Annotated in this window: 11 protein-coding genes; 2 read left to right on the top strand and 9 right to left on the bottom strand. The window is 61.0% G+C overall.

Annotation, left to right across the window (positions count from 1 at the left end):
• Positions 1 to 625: 625 nt before the first annotated feature.
• Together BFP95_RS13270 and hmpA are read right to left on the bottom strand one after the other, a co-directional pair.
• Positions 626 to 1,120: a disulfide bond formation protein B gene (locus BFP95_RS13270; RefSeq protein WP_065910263.1), complete on the bottom strand. Its 495-nt coding sequence runs from the start codon at positions 1,118 to 1,120 to the stop codon at positions 626 to 628.
• 226 nt (positions 1,121 to 1,346) lie between these two features.
• The gene (hmpA, locus tag BFP95_RS13265; RefSeq protein ID WP_065910261.1) at positions 1,347 to 2,528 is read right to left on the bottom strand and encodes an NO-inducible flavohemoprotein; all 1,182 of its coding nucleotides are present in this window, start codon (positions 2,526 to 2,528) and stop codon (positions 1,347 to 1,349) included.
• Positions 2,529 to 2,675: 147 nt separating this feature from the next.
• Here hmpA and norR point away from each other — a divergent pair, with 147 nt between their 5' ends.
• Positions 2,676 to 4,220 (top strand): nitric oxide reductase transcriptional regulator NorR, encoded by a 1,545-nt coding sequence (gene norR / locus BFP95_RS13260; RefSeq protein ID WP_065874482.1) that lies wholly within the window; start codon positions 2,676 to 2,678, stop codon positions 4,218 to 4,220.
• A gap of 22 nt (positions 4,221 to 4,242) precedes the next feature.
• Here norR and BFP95_RS13255 read toward each other — a convergent pair whose 3' ends face one another.
• Positions 4,243 to 5,145: a DMT family transporter gene (locus BFP95_RS13255; protein ID WP_065874481.1), complete on the bottom strand. Its 903-nt coding sequence runs from the start codon at positions 5,143 to 5,145 to the stop codon at positions 4,243 to 4,245.
• Positions 5,146 to 5,283: 138 nt separating this feature from the next.
• Here BFP95_RS13255 and BFP95_RS13250 point away from each other — a divergent pair, with 138 nt between their 5' ends.
• Positions 5,284 to 6,159: a helix-turn-helix domain-containing protein gene (locus BFP95_RS13250; RefSeq protein WP_065874480.1), complete on the top strand. Its 876-nt coding sequence runs from the start codon at positions 5,284 to 5,286 to the stop codon at positions 6,157 to 6,159.
• Here BFP95_RS13250 and BFP95_RS13245 read toward each other — a convergent pair.
• From BFP95_RS13245 to BFP95_RS13220, 6 genes are all read right to left on the bottom strand, one after another.
• Entirely contained in the window at positions 6,156 to 8,657 is a 2,502-nt protein-coding gene (locus BFP95_RS13245) for a LuxR C-terminal-related transcriptional regulator (RefSeq protein ID WP_065874479.1), read from the bottom strand. The genes BFP95_RS13250 and BFP95_RS13245 overlap by 4 nt on opposite strands.
• 240 nt (positions 8,658 to 8,897) lie before the next feature.
• Entirely contained in the window at positions 8,898 to 10,256 is a 1,359-nt protein-coding gene (locus BFP95_RS13240; protein WP_065880729.1) for a DUF1329 domain-containing protein, read from the bottom strand.
• A 26-nt stretch (positions 10,257 to 10,282) separates the two neighbouring features.
• Entirely contained in the window at positions 10,283 to 12,073 is a 1,791-nt protein-coding gene (locus BFP95_RS13235) for a DUF1302 domain-containing protein (RefSeq protein WP_083224222.1), read from the bottom strand.
• 483 nt (positions 12,074 to 12,556) lie between these two features.
• The gene (locus tag BFP95_RS13230) at positions 12,557 to 13,468 is read right to left on the bottom strand and encodes an SDR family oxidoreductase (RefSeq protein WP_049711581.1); all 912 of its coding nucleotides are present in this window, start codon (positions 13,466 to 13,468) and stop codon (positions 12,557 to 12,559) included.
• 295 nt (positions 13,469 to 13,763) lie between these two features.
• Complete coding sequence (locus BFP95_RS13225) at positions 13,764 to 14,669, bottom strand: alpha/beta fold hydrolase (protein WP_065874476.1); 906 nt, start codon at positions 14,667 to 14,669, stop codon at positions 13,764 to 13,766.
• Positions 14,669 to 15,451: a class II aldolase/adducin family protein gene (locus tag BFP95_RS13220; protein WP_065910257.1), complete on the bottom strand. Its 783-nt coding sequence runs from the start codon at positions 15,449 to 15,451 to the stop codon at positions 14,669 to 14,671. The genes BFP95_RS13225 and BFP95_RS13220 overlap by 1 nt, the downstream gene beginning before the upstream one ends.
• Positions 15,452 to 15,515 lie beyond the last annotated feature (64 nt).

The following is a 15,515-nucleotide window of genomic DNA, read 5'->3' as shown; positions in this document are numbered from 1 at the left end:
GACCAATTCCATTTGGTGCGGGTAGTTGAAAGGCTGCCGGAACCTTGGGGTCGCACAGAGCCATCCATCTGCCCCTCGACCGCTCCAGTGCTCAAAGATTGAACAGCACCGGACATTCAGTGCGGGCGATTGTAGTTAGCTAGCGATGTATAAACCATGTCTTATAAAGAAATAATTTTTATCGATTACAGCAATAATCCTTCACCTTTATTGCAAAGGTTCGCGATCTTATCGTGTTCGATTCTCAACAAAAACCACAAAAATTGCCGTGTTATAGGGCAACCTGCCGCAGTCCTTACGGTCTGTAAGGGCACGCCAAACCGATGCAACCCCCCATAAAACAAGGCATTCAGACATCACGAAATCGCGGGAGCAGCGTGAGGTGCACGCCACTGGCGGAGCCACGAAGTGACAGCACATCTTGGCCGCATGATGCAAATTTAAGCGACCGTTTGGCGGGTCAGAAACGTCTTGCGGCTGCTTCCGTGTGACAACATGTCGCATGCTGCGCGCACTCGCCGTTGTCCTGCGTCACGCTCTGTTCACAAATCCCCACAAACAAAAAACGCCCCGGCCTTCCTTTAAGGAGGACCGGGGCGTTTCAGTAAATGGCTCAGGCTTTGCGCTAGCGATTCCGGTAAATGCCCAGGGGCACCAGGATTACCGTCAGCACGAACGCGACCAGAGCCCATTGCGCCAGGGACAGGCCCAGCACCGGTGGGTACGGGGTGCTGCAGAAACCATCGACCTGGAAGCCCAAGGGAAACACCTTGGCCAGGGGCAGGTCATCGACGATCGGTTGCAGCACATCAATGCCGCAGCTGACCTGGGGATAGAACTGGGTGTACACATGGTGACCGGCTGCGGCGACACCACCGAGGGCGCTGAGGATCACCAGCCCTTCGAAAAAGGTGAGCGCCCCTTTGGTGCGCATGGCCGCGCCGATGAACGCGAAGATCGCGATCAGCAATAAGGCATAGCGTTGCAGGATGCACAGCGGGCATGGCGCCTCGCCCAGCACCACCTGCATGTAGAGCGCACCGCCGATCAGCGCCAGGCAGATGATGCCCAGCAACACCAGAAAGCGCCGCTCCCTGCCTAAACGCAATTCGTCACTCATTTCCGGTTCCCTTTGTTTGGTTGTGCCAATGGCCGCAAGTTTACACACAGGGAGTGGTTTAAACAGAGGGGGGTTAACGGGGGATTAATCTGGAGAAATAGAGAACTCAATGTGGGAACGGGCTTACTCGCGAATGCGGTGTGTCAGTCAACTTATGTATGACTGATCTACCTCATTCGCGAGCAAGCCCGCTCCCACATTTTTGGACAGTGTGGACCTTGAGGCCTTATTCCAGGGCCGCCGCTGGGCCGAAGAATTCGTAGCGGCTTTGTTTTTCGGGGACACCCAAGGCTTTGAGGTGGCGCTTGATCGCGGCCATGAAGCCTTTGGGGCCAAGGAAATAGGCGTCGATGTCGCGCTGCTCGGGCAACCACGCCGCAAGCTGTTCCAGGCTGAGCAACCCCACCTTGTCCGCCGATGGGCTCACACCATCATCTTCGGCGTAGCAATAGAAGCGCTTGAGCTGCGGGTGCTTGGCGGCCAGGGCATCCACCCAGTCACGGAATGCATGCACGCCGCCATTGCGCGCGCAGTGAATGAAGTGCACCGGACGCTCGGTGGCCAGGGCGGCTTCGAGCATCGGCAAGGTGGGCGTGATGCCGACCCCGCCGCTGATCAGCACCAGCGGTTTATCGCTGGCCGCCAGGGTGAACTCACCCGACGGTGGGAACAGGTCGATGGTCGCGCCGACGTGCAATTGGTCATGCAGGTAGTTGGATACCCGCCCACCGGCTTCGCGCTTGACGCTGATACGGTACAGGCCCGCGTCAGTCAGGGCCGACAGGGAATAGTTGCGGCGCACTTCCTCGCCATCCAGCACCAGCTTCATGCCGATGTACTGGCCCGGCGCGGCATTGAGGATCGGGCCGTTGTCCACCGGGGCAAAGTAGAAGGAGATGATCTCGTCGCTCTCCTCCACCCGCTTGACCAGCAGGAACGGCCGCGCACCACGCCAGCCACCGGGTGCCTGGGCTTTCTCTTCATAGATCGCCGCCTCAGCGCCGATCAGGATATCCGCCAGTTGGCCGTACGCCGCGCCCCAGGCACTCATCACTTCGGGGGTCGCGATCTCGCTGCCCAGCACTTCGGAAATCGCCCGCAGCAGGCAGGCACCGACGATCGGGTAATGCTCCGGCAGGATCTGCAGGGCCACGTGCTTGTTGATGATCTTGGCCACCAAATCACCCAGTTGATCCAACTGGTCGATATGTCGCGCATACATCAACACACCGTTGGCCAGGGCGCGGGGCTGGTCGCCGCTGGCCTGGTGCGCCTGATTGAACAGCGGACGAACTTCTGGGTACTCGGAGAGCATCATGCGGTAGAAATGGGTGATCAATGCTTCGCCACCACTTTCCAGCAGGGGCACGGTGGACTTGACGATGGCACGGTCTTGGGCACTAAGCATGGGAGCCTCCTGGGCTTCTTCACTGATTACCCTGACTTACTCAGTATTCGTGCCAACTTATTAATCTTTACTTTTCAAGCACTTAAATTACATGTAGTCAGTATGACTTCCTACACCTTATAGTCATAAGGACTACAAGGAGTCTTTATGACTGCGCACTCATTGCTCACCACCCTGCTGCCTCTGGTCGCCGACCTGTCCCGCGAACTGCCTGAAGGCGAGCGTTACCGCCGCCTGCTGCAAGCGATGCGCGCCCTGCTCCCTTGCGATGCCGCCGCGTTGTTGCGCCTGGACGGCGAATGGCTGGTGCCACTGGCCGTCGATGGCTTGAGCGCCGACACCTTGGGTCGACGCTTCAAGGTCAGCGAGCATCCGCGCTTTGCCGTGCTGCTGAGCAGCCCCGGCCCCACGCGCTTTGACAGTGACAGCGAATTGCCCGACCCCTATGACGGCTTGGTGGATGGCCTGCATGGCCACTTGGAAGTACACGACTGCATGGGCTGCCCGCTGTTCGTCGACGACCAGCCCTGGGGCCTGCTGACCCTGGATGCCCTCGACACCGAGCGTTTCGAACGCGTGGAACTCGATGCACTGCAAGCCTTCGCCAGCCTCGCCGCCGCCACCGTCAATGTAGCCGAGCGCATCGAGCGCCTGGCCTTGCGCGCCGAAGACGAACACCAGCGTGCCGAGATTTACCGCCAGGCCAGCGGCCAGCAGCACAAGGAAATGATCGGCCAAAGTAAAAGCCACAAGCGCCTGGTCGAGGAGATCAAATTGGTCGGTGGCAGCGACCTGACCGTACTGATCACTGGCGAAACCGGAGTGGGCAAGGAACTGGTGGCCCAGGCCATCCACGCCGCATCAACACGCGCGGACAAACCGCTGATCAGCCTCAATTGCGCCGCCCTACCGGAAACCCTGGTGGAAAGCGAGCTGTTCGGCCATGTGCGCGGCGCCTTCACCGGCGCGTTGAATGAGCGCCGCGGCAAATTCGAGCTGGCCAATGGCGGTACGTTGTTCCTGGATGAAGTGGGCGAACTGTCACTGACGGTGCAAGCCAAGCTGCTGCGGGTACTGCAAAGCGGCCAGTTGCAGCGGCTGGGCTCGGACAAGGAACACCAAGTGGACGTTCGCCTGATCGCCGCCACCAACCGCGACCTGGCCTTTGAGGTGCGCAACGGCCGCTACCGCGCCGATTTTTACCACCGCCTCAGCGTGTACCCCCTGCAAGTACCGGCGCTGCGCGAACGCGGGCGCGATGTACTGCTGCTGGCCGGCTACTTCCTCGAACAGAACCGCTCGCGCATGGGCCTGGGCAGCTTGCGCCTGACCAGCGATGCCCAGGCGGCGCTGCTGGCCTATAACTGGCCGGGCAACGTGCGAGAGCTGGAACATTTGATCGGACGCAGCGCGCTGAAAGCCTTGGGAAACTGTCGCGAACGTCCGAGGATTTTAAGCTTGAGTGCCCAGGACCTCGACCTGCCCGATGTCAGCGCGCCGCAGATCGAAGAACAGACTGACATGGCGACCGCCGTCACCGGCGACCTGCGTCAGGCCACCGAGCACTACCAGCGCCAAATCATCAGCGCTTGCCTGGAGCGCCACCAGCACAACTGGGCCAGCGCCGCCCGCGAACTCGGCCTGGACCGCGCCAACCTCGGCCGAATGGCCAAACGCCTTGGAATGAAATAACCCAAACAACTCGCTCCCACATTTAGATTTGTTGTGCCTTAAAGACTGGGTTCACACGCTTCACCCTCCGAAACACCAACACATTCCCCACCATCACCAGCACCAACCCCACCAACGCCGGCGCCGTCCACTGATACCCCTCAACAAACGCCGACACATTCAGCGCCACCACCGGAAACAACACCGTGCAATACGCCGCACGCTCCGGCCCCATCCGCCCCACCAACGTCAGATAAGCCGTAAACCCAATCACCGACCCCGGAATCACCAGGTACCACAACGCGCCGACATACCGCGCGCTCCAGTCCATCTCGAACGGAATCCCACGCACCACGCAATACGTCGCCAACATCGCCGCGCCATACGCCATGCCCCAGGCATTGGTGGTCAACGGCCTGAGCCCGGCCTTCTGCTGCAAACTCGAGAGCATATTGCCCGCCGAGAAACACATTGTCCCCAGCAACGCCAACCCCAAGCCGAGCAAGGTCTGCGGACTGGCGGTATGCCCCACCAGTTCTGGCCAGAACAGCAAGCCCAGTCCCAGCAAGCCAAGGCCGCCGCCCATCAACACATTGCGCGCCACCCGCTGGCCGAAAAATACCCGGGCATTCAGCGCGTTCCACAGCGTAGCCGTGGAGAACACCACCGCCACCAACCCACTGGGAATCCACTGGCTGGCCGTAAGAAAGCACATGAAGTTGACGCAGAACAGGCACAGCCCTTGGGCCAGGCAGATCAAGTGCCCACGCCGGTTCATCACCTGCAACTTGCGGCTGAGCACCAACAGCGCAAACAACACCAGCGCCGCCAAGCCAAAGCGATAAACGATGGACACGGGGATGGCCACCACGCCCAGTTGCCACTTGAGGGCGATCCAGGTGGTGCCCCAGATCAGCACGGTGAGTAAATACAGGGAAAGGTTCATAGCGGGCTCCATCGGTTGAGCCACAGTGTGGCCCGCCCTCCGTGGCGCGCTCTTGCACAATCTTGCGCTTTTGTCGGACGACGGGATCACAGCGCCAACTGCGGGGAGTAGGATGCAAAGCGTCGGAGAGTACTCACCATGCCTGATCTGGAATCCCTGCAAGTCTTTCAAGCCCTTAATCGCTCGCCCAACGCACGCCTTGAGGCCTGCGCCGAGCTCGGTGACGGCTTGTCTGCGGCGTTGTGGAGCAACCACCATGACTCGCAGGATTACCAGGCGCCGAGCCATCACACGCTGTCGTGCTACATCGGCGGCGGCACCGGCACCTTTCGGCGTGACCAGCCGGGCACCAAGGGCGGGCCCGACAAGCTGTGCATCCTGCCCGCCGAGCATCAGTCGGCGTGGGTGATCAACGGCGAGATTCGCCTGGCCCACGTGTATTTCAGCCCGGAGCAGTTTGCGTTGGGCTGCATCACCCTGCTCGACCGCGAGCCCCGCACCTTGCACCTGCGCGAAAGCACCTTCCTGGAAGATGCCAGCCAGGCCCGGCGCTTTCATCAATTGATCGCGCTGAACTGGCACGAACCCGCCGAGCGCTTGCTGACCAGCAGCCTGGCCCATGAAATGCTCAGCCACACCCTGCTCAGCCAGGTGGGCGCGCGTGAAGGGCTGCGCCTGAAAGGCGGGTTGGCGGCGTACCAGCGACGACTGTTGGTGGACTACATCGATCACCACCTGGAAGACCCGATCAGCCTGGGCCAATTGGCCGGGATGTGCGCGCTGTCGGAGTACCATTTCGCGAGGATGTTCCGCCAGACGTTCGGCCTGCCGCCCCATCAATATTTGTTGGCGCGGCGATTGACCCGTGCCCAGGCGCTGCTGCGCAGCGGCGCCCTGCCCTTGGGCGAGATCGCCTTGATGTGCGGTTTCTCCAGCGCCAGCCACTTCACCCATCGCTTTCGCCAGGCCATGGGCGCCACACCCGGCGAGTATCGCCAGGCGTTCTGCGCTTAGATCATCAACCCCAGGGTCTTGGCCTTGGCCACCGCTTGCGTACGCCGCTCGACGCCGAGTTTGCTGTGGATGCGCCGCGCGTGGGTCTTGACGGTGTGCAGGGAGATAAACAGGCGGTCGGCGATTTCCAGGTTGGAGTTACCCAGGGCGATCAACTGCAGCACTTCCAGCTCGCGCTGGCTGAGTGGGTTCTCGACCGCTCCTGACGTTGAGGCTTGGGGCTCCATGCCCAGCTCGCTCAACAACCCCGGCGAGCGCAGCCGCAGCTCGCGAATCGCCTGCTGCACCTGGCAACGCTCCGCCAGCTCCAGCCCGGTTTGCAGCGAACGGCGCGCCAGTGAGGCGTCGCCGACTTGCCAAGCCACTTCGCCGAGCACCAAGTGCAGCTCGGTCTCCAGGCAGAGCATGCCGCGTTGGTGGGCGATGCCCAGCAAGGCCGTAAGCCGCGCTACGGGTTGCTCGGCACAGCCCAGTTTCACTTCCGCCAGTACCAGCAGGTATTCCAGACGCGGGATCAGTTCCAGGGTGGCCGGCGGCGCCTGCTTGGCCTCGGGCCCACGGAAATGGCGCAGTACGCGGCGCACTGCTTCTACGGTCAGGTCGGCGCGCCCCTGTTGCAACCAGAAATGCCCGCTGACCAACAGCAGCACCGCGCGATACACCCTGTCGGGCACCTGGCGTTGTTGCATCAGCCGTTCGGCTTCGCGCAGTTGGTCAAAGGCTTGGGCGTAGTCGCCACGATTGGCCGCCATCAGCGCCAAGCCGAGAAACCCGTAGAGCACGCGCTTGTCCTGGCTGTGCAGGCACACCTTCAAGCCTGTTTCGAAGCATTCGACCGCCAGGCTGTCTTGCCCCTGGCGCAACGCCAGATGCCCGCGCCGCAGGGCAATGCGCCCGACCAAGGGCCCGGCCTTGAGCCGCTGCTTGAGTAACATCGCCTGCACATTTTCCAGCAGGCTTTGCGCCCGATACGGCGCGCCGCGCTGCTCCAGCAATTGCGCGTGATCCAGTTCGAGCAAGGCCTCGAGCAGCAACGAACCATGGGCCCGGGCCAGGCACAACGCTTCACGGCTCAGGCTCTGGGCCACGTCCAACTCGCCACGCAGCAAGGCTTGCTGGGTCAGGCCCGACAAGCACATCAGCCGCGACGTCCAGGCACTGTCGGGCAAGGCTTGCAGCGCCTCCAGGAAATGTTCGCGAGAGCGCTCTGCATCGCCGCCCAAATGCAGCAGCCAGCCCCATTGCGCCTGCCAGCGCGCCAGCAGGTAGCGTTGTTGCGCCGCCGTCGGTTGCGGGGCGAACCGCGCAAGCTGGTCGATGCATTGCGCGGCCCTGTCGAAACGCCCGGCGAACAGCAATGCCGCCGTCACCAGCCCGACCAGTTGCGCCGAGCCGAGCATCAATTCATCGCCATGCTGCTCGTGCAAGCGCAACAGCAACACCGCGTTCTGCTGGCGGAACAGGTCCTCGAAACTGAAGTACTGCAACAGGCTCACCGCGACTTCATATTCTTCGGCCAGCAAGGCGTGCTCAAATGCCGCCTGCCAGTCCTGTTCGGCGGTGAACCATTGGCAGGCGCGCCGGTGCCAGGAGCGCTTGGCCGGCCAGGGCTCATCACGCATCAGCTGTGCCAGCGGCGGGAAAACCTGTAGCCAATCCGTGTCTTCCCAAGGCTGGATAAACGCGCCGAGGGCCTGCAAGTCCCGCAGGTATTGGACGCCGTCGCCAAAGCCGAACAGGTGCTCGCACAACCCCGTATTAAAGCGCGGCAGATGGGCCAACACGCGCCAGGCTTCGGCCAGCTCGGCCGGCAAGGTGCTGAACAGCTCGTGTTGCAAATAGTCGAGCAAGGTTTTGTCCGGGTGACCATCGCCGAGCAGCGCGATGCGCACACCGGCGCACCAGCCGGCGCTGAACTGCAACACACGGTCGACGGACTGCCCTGGCGCATGGCTGAGCAGTTGCTTGATTTCCTCAGGATCAAACGCCAACTCGGCGCCACACTCCAGCAACTCATCGTCGAGCAACAGCCGTGGCCAATTGCACGCCGGACGGCGCCGCGCCCCAAGCCACCAGCTCAACGCCGGGCTGCTGGCAGTGAGCAGGCGGTCGAGCAAGGCGTCGGTGTCGGGCGCGGGTAAGCGGCAGAAGTCATCGAGGAACACCCACGCCGAGGTGTGCCAGCGGCCAAGGTCCAGCAGCAACGTGGCTTCATCGGTGAATGGCAAGCCGAGGCTTTGTGCCAGGCGCAGGCACAGATCGAGAGGGCTGAGGGCAACACCATTGAGCGGCAACCAGTACACCTGGCAATCCTGGGGTGCCTGCAATGCGCACTCGGCGAGCAACGCACTTTTGCCACTGCCACCCGGCGCGCACAACAGCTTCACCCTGACCTGCGCCGCCAGCAAAGGCACCGCCAAGCGCGGGCGCAGCAGATGGTGGGCGGACAGCCGAGGCATGAATCCAGGACGGTCCAGGCAGCGTGTCATGGCGGTCATTGCTGCATCCTGCGTTTTTATTGTTATGCAACGTGGCGACTACCCTAGTCCTGTGGTCGGCGGTTGTTGAAGAAGTATTCAGCGGGGTGATTGAAGGGCATAAAATTCAAGGCATACACAAACCAATGTGGGAGCGGGCTTGCTCGCGAATGCGGTGGATCAGTCTAAGAATCCAGTGACTGACACTCCGCATTCGCGAGCAAGCCCGCTCCCACATTTGGATTATGTTTCAAATGGAGATCAGCGAACCCCCTCTGCCCTCAACGCCGCCGGCGTGTAATCCGCCGCCTTGGCATTGAACCCAAACACAAAACTGCTCTTCTCCTCGTTCTTCATCCCCAAGGCGATGTAGCGCCCGGCGATGATGTCGTACAGCGTCTCCACCGTGTAGGCGGGCACCTGGTGGTTGTAGTAGAACTGCGCATGCCCCTCGGCAACCCGCCACAGTTGGCCACGGCCGTCATAGTGATCCACCAGTGCCACCTGCCAGCTGTCTTCGTCGATGTACATGTGGCGCTTGGCGTAGATGTGCCGCTCGCTCGGCTTGACCGTGCCAACCACTTCCCACACGCGGTGCAGCTCATAGCGCGTCAGGTCCTGGTTGATGTGGCCGGCCTTGATGATGTCGTCGTACTTGAGCGTCGGCTGGTCCAGCTTGTAGCTGTTGTAGGGGATGTACATCTCCTTCTTGCCCACCAGCTTCCAGTCATAACGGTCAGGCGCGCCGGAGAACATATCGAAGTTATCCGTAGTGCGCAGCCCATCGGATGCAGTACCCGGACCGTCATACGACACCTGCGGCGCGCGCCGCACGCGGCGCTGGCCGGCGTTGTAGATCCAGGCCAGGCGCGGCTCCTTCACCTGGTCGAGGGTTTCGTGTACCAACAGCACGTTGCCCGCCAGCCGCGCCGGCGCCGTCACCGATTGCTTGAAAAAGCTCAGCACGTTGGCGGCCTTGGCCTGGTCCATGTCCGGGATCGCTTGCGGCACCGCCACTTCTTCTTCGAAGCGGATCGGCGTGTACCCGCCGTTGGTCTGCGGGGTGGCCTGGGTGATAATGCGGCGCAGGTTGCCACCGTGGTATCGGGTGATGTGGTTCCACAGCACTTCCACGCCATTCTTCGGAATCGGGAACGCGTAGTAGCGGTTGCCGGTGAAATTTTCCAGGCCATTACCGTCGTTGATGGCCTTGACGTTCAGCGCGCTGCGCTTGATCGACTCGTAAATCTCCGGCGGCAGATTGACCGTGCGGTGGCTTGGATACACCGGAATTTTATAGGTCTCGGGATAGCGCTTGAACATCGCTACCTGGCCGTCAGACAGCTTGTCTTTATATGTGTCGACGGTGGCGGCGGTGATCACGAACAATGGTTTTTCACTGGCGAACGGGTCGGCGAGGAAGCCCTTGCTGTCCACCGCACCGGCGTTTTTGGGAATGCCGCCCGTCCAGGCCGGGATCGAGCCATCGGCGTTGCCGGCTTTTTCGGCGCCCACCGGGGTCAGGGTGGTGCCCAGCTTGGCCGCCTCGTCCGGCGACACCGCCGCCATCACGTTGGCGGCCAACAGGCTGAGGGCCATTACCGCAATTATCTTACGCATAGAGTCTTGTCCTTCTTTAAGCCAAATCAGAAGTTCACGCCGAAGCTGAGGGCGAGGAAGTCGCGGTCGGTCAGGGTGTTGTAGTCGCCACCAAAGAAGTCGGTGTAGCTGAGGCTGGCGGTGTAGGTGTTGCGGTAGTCCGCATCGACCCCCGCACTGATCGCCTTGGCGCCTTTGTTGAACAGGCCGTTGGGGCCGTAGCCGGCGACGTCATGGGACCAGGACAGGTTGGGCTTGAGGTTGATCCCGGCGATCACGTTGTTGTAGTCAAGGATCGCTCGCGCGCGGTAACCCCAGGAGGTGGACGTGACAAAGCCATCGGTGTCGCCTTCGAAACCATAAGCGCCGTACACCGAGTCGCGGCCGTAACGCAGTTTGGATTTATCCTCTAGGCCGCCGACGTGCACGATGGCCGCTTCGCCCACCAGCGTCAGGCGTTCAGCGCCGAGTACCTGGTCGAAGAATTGGGTCATGCTGCTTTGGATCTGGGTGATTTCCTTGCGGCGGTAGCCTTTGTTGTCGTCGCCGAAGTTGCTGCGGATAGGTGAGGCGAGCTGGCCTGCGACGGGGTTGATCAGGGCCAGGGTCAGGTCGGTGGTATTGAGTTGCACCGGAGCATTTGGGCGGTAGCTGATCTCTCCGGTCCACGCCGTGCCGGTGGGCAAGGTGGTGGAAAAACTGACCCCGAACAGGCGAATATCTTCCGGGTAGTCGAGGTAGTACTGGCCGCGGCCGAGCATCAGGCTCTGCACCAGGCCCGCACCGGAGCCCGGCGCAATGGCGTTGGCGGTGCCGGAGATCGCGCCGAGTGTCGCCAAGTTGGTGTTGTTGGTGATGGTGCCCACGATCGGTGAACGGCTGTGGTAGTTCATGAAGTACAGGCCGTACTCGGTGTCATCCCCCAGCCAACGCAAGGCCGTACCGAACTGGCCGGAATCCCGCGCATCGCGGTCACCGGCGCGACGTACGATCACGCCTTCATTGGTCGCGCCAAACCCTTGGCCGAACGCCGCCGCCACAGGTTGCAACGGCCTGATCGCCGGGTTCCCGACGGTGTAGTTGTTGGTGCAACCATCCGCCGCCACATCGCTGCCAAAAAAAGTGCCGCAGTTATCCAGCACCGTCTGGTCCCATTCCAGCTGGTAGAACCCTTCTACGGTCAGTTGGCTGGTCAGGCTTTGTGAAGCGAACAGCATGTTGACCGGGATCAGCCCTTCCTTGATCTCGGCACCCGGGCGACGGAAGGCAGACACGTCAATAGGGTTGATGCTGTTGATGGAGTTGCCGATGAAAGTACTTTCACCCCAGCTCACCACTTGCTTACCCGCGCGCACGGTGCCCGGCAGATCGCCCAGTGAGTAGTTGTGATAAACGAAGGCATCGAGGATCTGCGCACCGCTGGACTTGGCGCCTTCCTTGCGGTTGTGGTCGCTGATCTGCTTGAACTCGCGATCTTCGTCCTTGAGTTCGAAGTCGTACCAGTATTTGCCACGGACAAACACGCCCGTGTCGCCGTACTTCAATTCAAGGTCGTGCAGGCCTTTGAAGATTTTCGAGAAGGTCTCGCCCTTCTTGAAGTTCAGGCGCCCGTCATCCCCGGTGGAAGCCTGGCCGGTGCCGCCATTGACGGTGCCCACCAGTTTTTTGTCCGCATCGCGCATGCCCCAACTCGCGCCCACCGACAGCGAGGAGTCGAATTGCCCTTCGATCTCGCCAATGTTGAATGAAACAGCCTGTGCCTGCGCACAGCAACCCAACGCAACCGCAGCGGCCAGCGCCTGTGGCCTGAAGATGGCGCGCATTGTTGTTCTTGTCATGCGTCTTCCCCGGTGAGTGACAGAAGGCCCCACCCTACTGCCGCCCATCAGGAGGGATAAGCGCACCAAGGAGGGATTCGTGTTGTCGCTCGAAAGGATTACCGGGCGCTCTGGCGTGGGTCTGCGCGCGGGCATGCACCGTGTGGATGGCGGGTTATCAGGAAGATGGATGGAGCACGTTAGAACTGTTGCTGATTCAGCAACAGTCCTTGTCATGAATCGGCATTACTCATTTTGTTACTAACGGCTATTCTTGCCGGGCTTTCAGGGCAAACGGCCCACTTCCCCGACCGGAAGAAAAGCCAGATTCAAATGGATTGATGACTGTTTTCAATCCGTTACCGGTGTTCACTGACGTTGATTTGTCGCTCCTTGATCCAACGTCTTACTTCGGCCGCTGCCTATGCAGCGGCCTTTTTTATGCCTTGAATAAAACGGGGCGCCATCAGCGCCCCGTAGGATTCACTCTTTTTCAAGCAACGATCACAGGCTGTATTTCTGCAGATTGGCCATCATCTCCTTCAACGCCTCGATATTGTCCTTGGGGTGGGCCGCACCGTCGAAGTCGCAGATCTGCTGCCAGTGTGCGGCCACATCGTCGGGCGAGAAGCCGGCTTCAGGGTCAAAGCCCACGCCCAAGCTGCGTTCCCAGCGGGTCTTGCCGATCCAGCCGCCGCCTACTTCAAACAGCCCCGAGGTTTCCTGACACGCCTCACTGCCCAGGTACACCACCAGCGGGCTGACCAGCTCCGGCTTGAGGCGCTCGAACACTTGCGGTGGGATCAAGCCTTCGGTCATGCGCGTGCCGCCGGTGGGGGCAATGGCGTTCACCAGAATGTTGTTCTTGCGCCCTTCCAGCGCCAACGTGCGGGTCAGCCCATAGAGGCCAAGCTTGGCCATGCCGTAGTTGGACTGGCCGAAGTTGCCATAGATGCCCGAGGTGGACGCAGTGAAAATCACCCGGCCGTAAGCTTGCTCACGCAGATGGGGCCAGGCAGCGCGGGTGACTTTGTAGGCGCCTTCGACATGCACCCGGTAAACCAGGTCCCAATCGCTGTCGTCCATTTTGTGGAAAGTCTTGTCACGCAGAATACCAGCGTTATTGACCACCACATCGATACGGCCGAAGGCATCGAGGGCGTTCTGCACGATCTTGTCACCGTCGGTGACAGAGTCATGGTTGGCCTCGGCAATACCGCCCGCTTCACGAATCTCGGCCACGACCCGGTCGGCTGCCGAGGCATTCGCGCCTTCACCCTGGGTAGAACCACCGAGATCGTTGACCAACACTTTCGCGCCATGTTTAGCGAACAACAGCGCATGGGCCCGGCCCAATCCGCCGCCGGCACCGGTGACGATCACGACCTTATCCTGGAACTGCACTGACTCACTCATACCGAACTCCAATGGCGACAATGGGAATGGGTCGAGTGTCAGGCACGGGGGCTCTGGTCACAATAGATACGGCAGGGGCTGAATGGTGCTCGATAAGGCTGAGGGATGATTGTGATGGACTAACGAAAATCTAAATGTGTGTAGTGAGCGGGCTTGCCCCGCGCTGGGTGGCCAAGCCGCCCCAATAAAGACACCGCCGAGTTCCAGATAGAACCCATTTGCCTGGTTTAGGGCCGCTTCGCAGCTCAGCGCGGGGCAAGCCCGCTCACTACAAGTGTTCTTGAGGCTTTAATGGCTATCGCAGGCAAGCCAGCTCCCGCACTGGGCCAGCAATTCGCTCGCGAAACGCCAGGTAGTGCTTGAGCACCTGCACCGGCGCCTCGATCTGCGGATAGTGGCCGATATTGGCCAGCAAGACCGTGTCGGCGTGGGGCACCAACTCGTGGTAACGCTCCACCATGTGGGCGCCGGAGATCGGGTCTATCTCGCCATCAATCACCCGCAGTGGGACTTCAGCCTGCTGCATTGCCGCGACCCAACGATCACGCAGGCGCCGACGCTGAGGAATGTAGGCGATGAGCTTGTGCAGGATGCGCGTGCCATCGTGACACTCGATCAGGCTCCAGAAATCATCCAGAGCGCTTTCGCTGGGGCGGGTATTGGGGCCGAATATCTGGCTGAAGCTGTTCGCCAGGGCATTGCGCCCAAACGCACGGCCGATCATCCAGCCCAGGGGGCTGAGCAAGAGCTTTTGTACCAGCGCCGGGCGATGGGTCTCAGGAAACAACCCCCCGTTGAGAAACACACAACTGGCCATCTGAAAGCGACCTTCATAGTGCCGCGCCAGTAATTCCTGGGCGACGCTGTCGCCGTAGTCATGGGCCAGCACATGCACCGGCTGCTCGACTCGCAGGTGCTCGAGCAGTGCCTGCTGCAAATCCGCCTGTTCCAGTAGGCAATAACCGTGGTCCAGCGGCTTGGCCGAGTCGCCAAAACCGAGCATGTCGCAGGCGATCACCAAGTTGCGGTGGGCCAGGGGCTGCCACACGTAGTGCCAGTCCCAACTGGCAGTGGGAAAGCCATGGATCAGCAGCAACGGCTCGCCCTGCCCCGCCACCCAGTAACGGATGCTGCGGCCGTGGAATTCGAATGTCTGGCTGCGTTTGCGCCAGACACTGAGCGGAATCTCGGCGAGTGGCATCAGGTTTTATACCCAGGATCGACGCGGTCCAACTTGCGCAGCAACGCCGGCCAGGCCAGCGCGCCCCCCATACCTTGTGCGCTCTTTGTGACCGCCGCCACCATTGCCTTGGCACCGATGAGTATCTGCGGCCCGATGGCGATCAATTCAGCGCCGCCGCTTTGCGCCAGCACCTGGATATCGCAGGCGCGCTGGAAGGTAAACATCATCAAAAAAGTGTCGGCGATGGTGCTGCCGCACGTCAGCAGCCCGTGGTTGTGCAGCATCAGGAAATTGTTTTCGCCAAGATCGGCCTGCAAGCGGGCCTTCTCTTCGTGGTTCAACGCCACCCCTTCGTAGGCGTGATAGGCCAGGCTCGACAGCACGAATAGGGACTGCTGGCTGATCGGCAACACGCCTTGTTTCTGCGCCGCCACCGCAACACCCGAAGCGGTGTGGGTGTGCAGCACACAGGTCACGTCGTGGCGAACTTCATGGATGGCGCTGTGGATGGTGTAGCCCGCGGGGTTGATCTCGTAGGGGCTGTCCATCAGCTTGTGGCCGGCCTGATCGACCTTGACCAGGCTCGACGCGGTGATCTCGTCGAACATCAGCCCATAGGGGTTGATCAGGAAATTATCGGTCCCCGGCACCTTGGCCGAGATATGCGTAAAGATCAGGTCATCCCAACCATGCAGCGCCACCAAGCGATAACAGGCTGCCAGGTCGACGCGGGTTTGCCATTCGGCAGCGCTGACCTGATCGTGGACATTCTGTGGCGATAGAACGGGGGCTAGGCTCACGGTAACGACCTCCTTGGCGTACTTTCTTATTATTTTTTTGAGTGATGGGGCAGTCTAGCCAGAC

The organism is Pseudomonas sp. 58 R 12 (assembly GCF_900005865.1).
GTDB lineage: Bacteria > Pseudomonadota > Gammaproteobacteria > Pseudomonadales > Pseudomonadaceae > Aquipseudomonas > Aquipseudomonas tritici.
The sequence above is the reverse complement of the archived record's forward strand: the minus strand, read 5'-3'. Positions and strand labels throughout refer to the sequence as shown.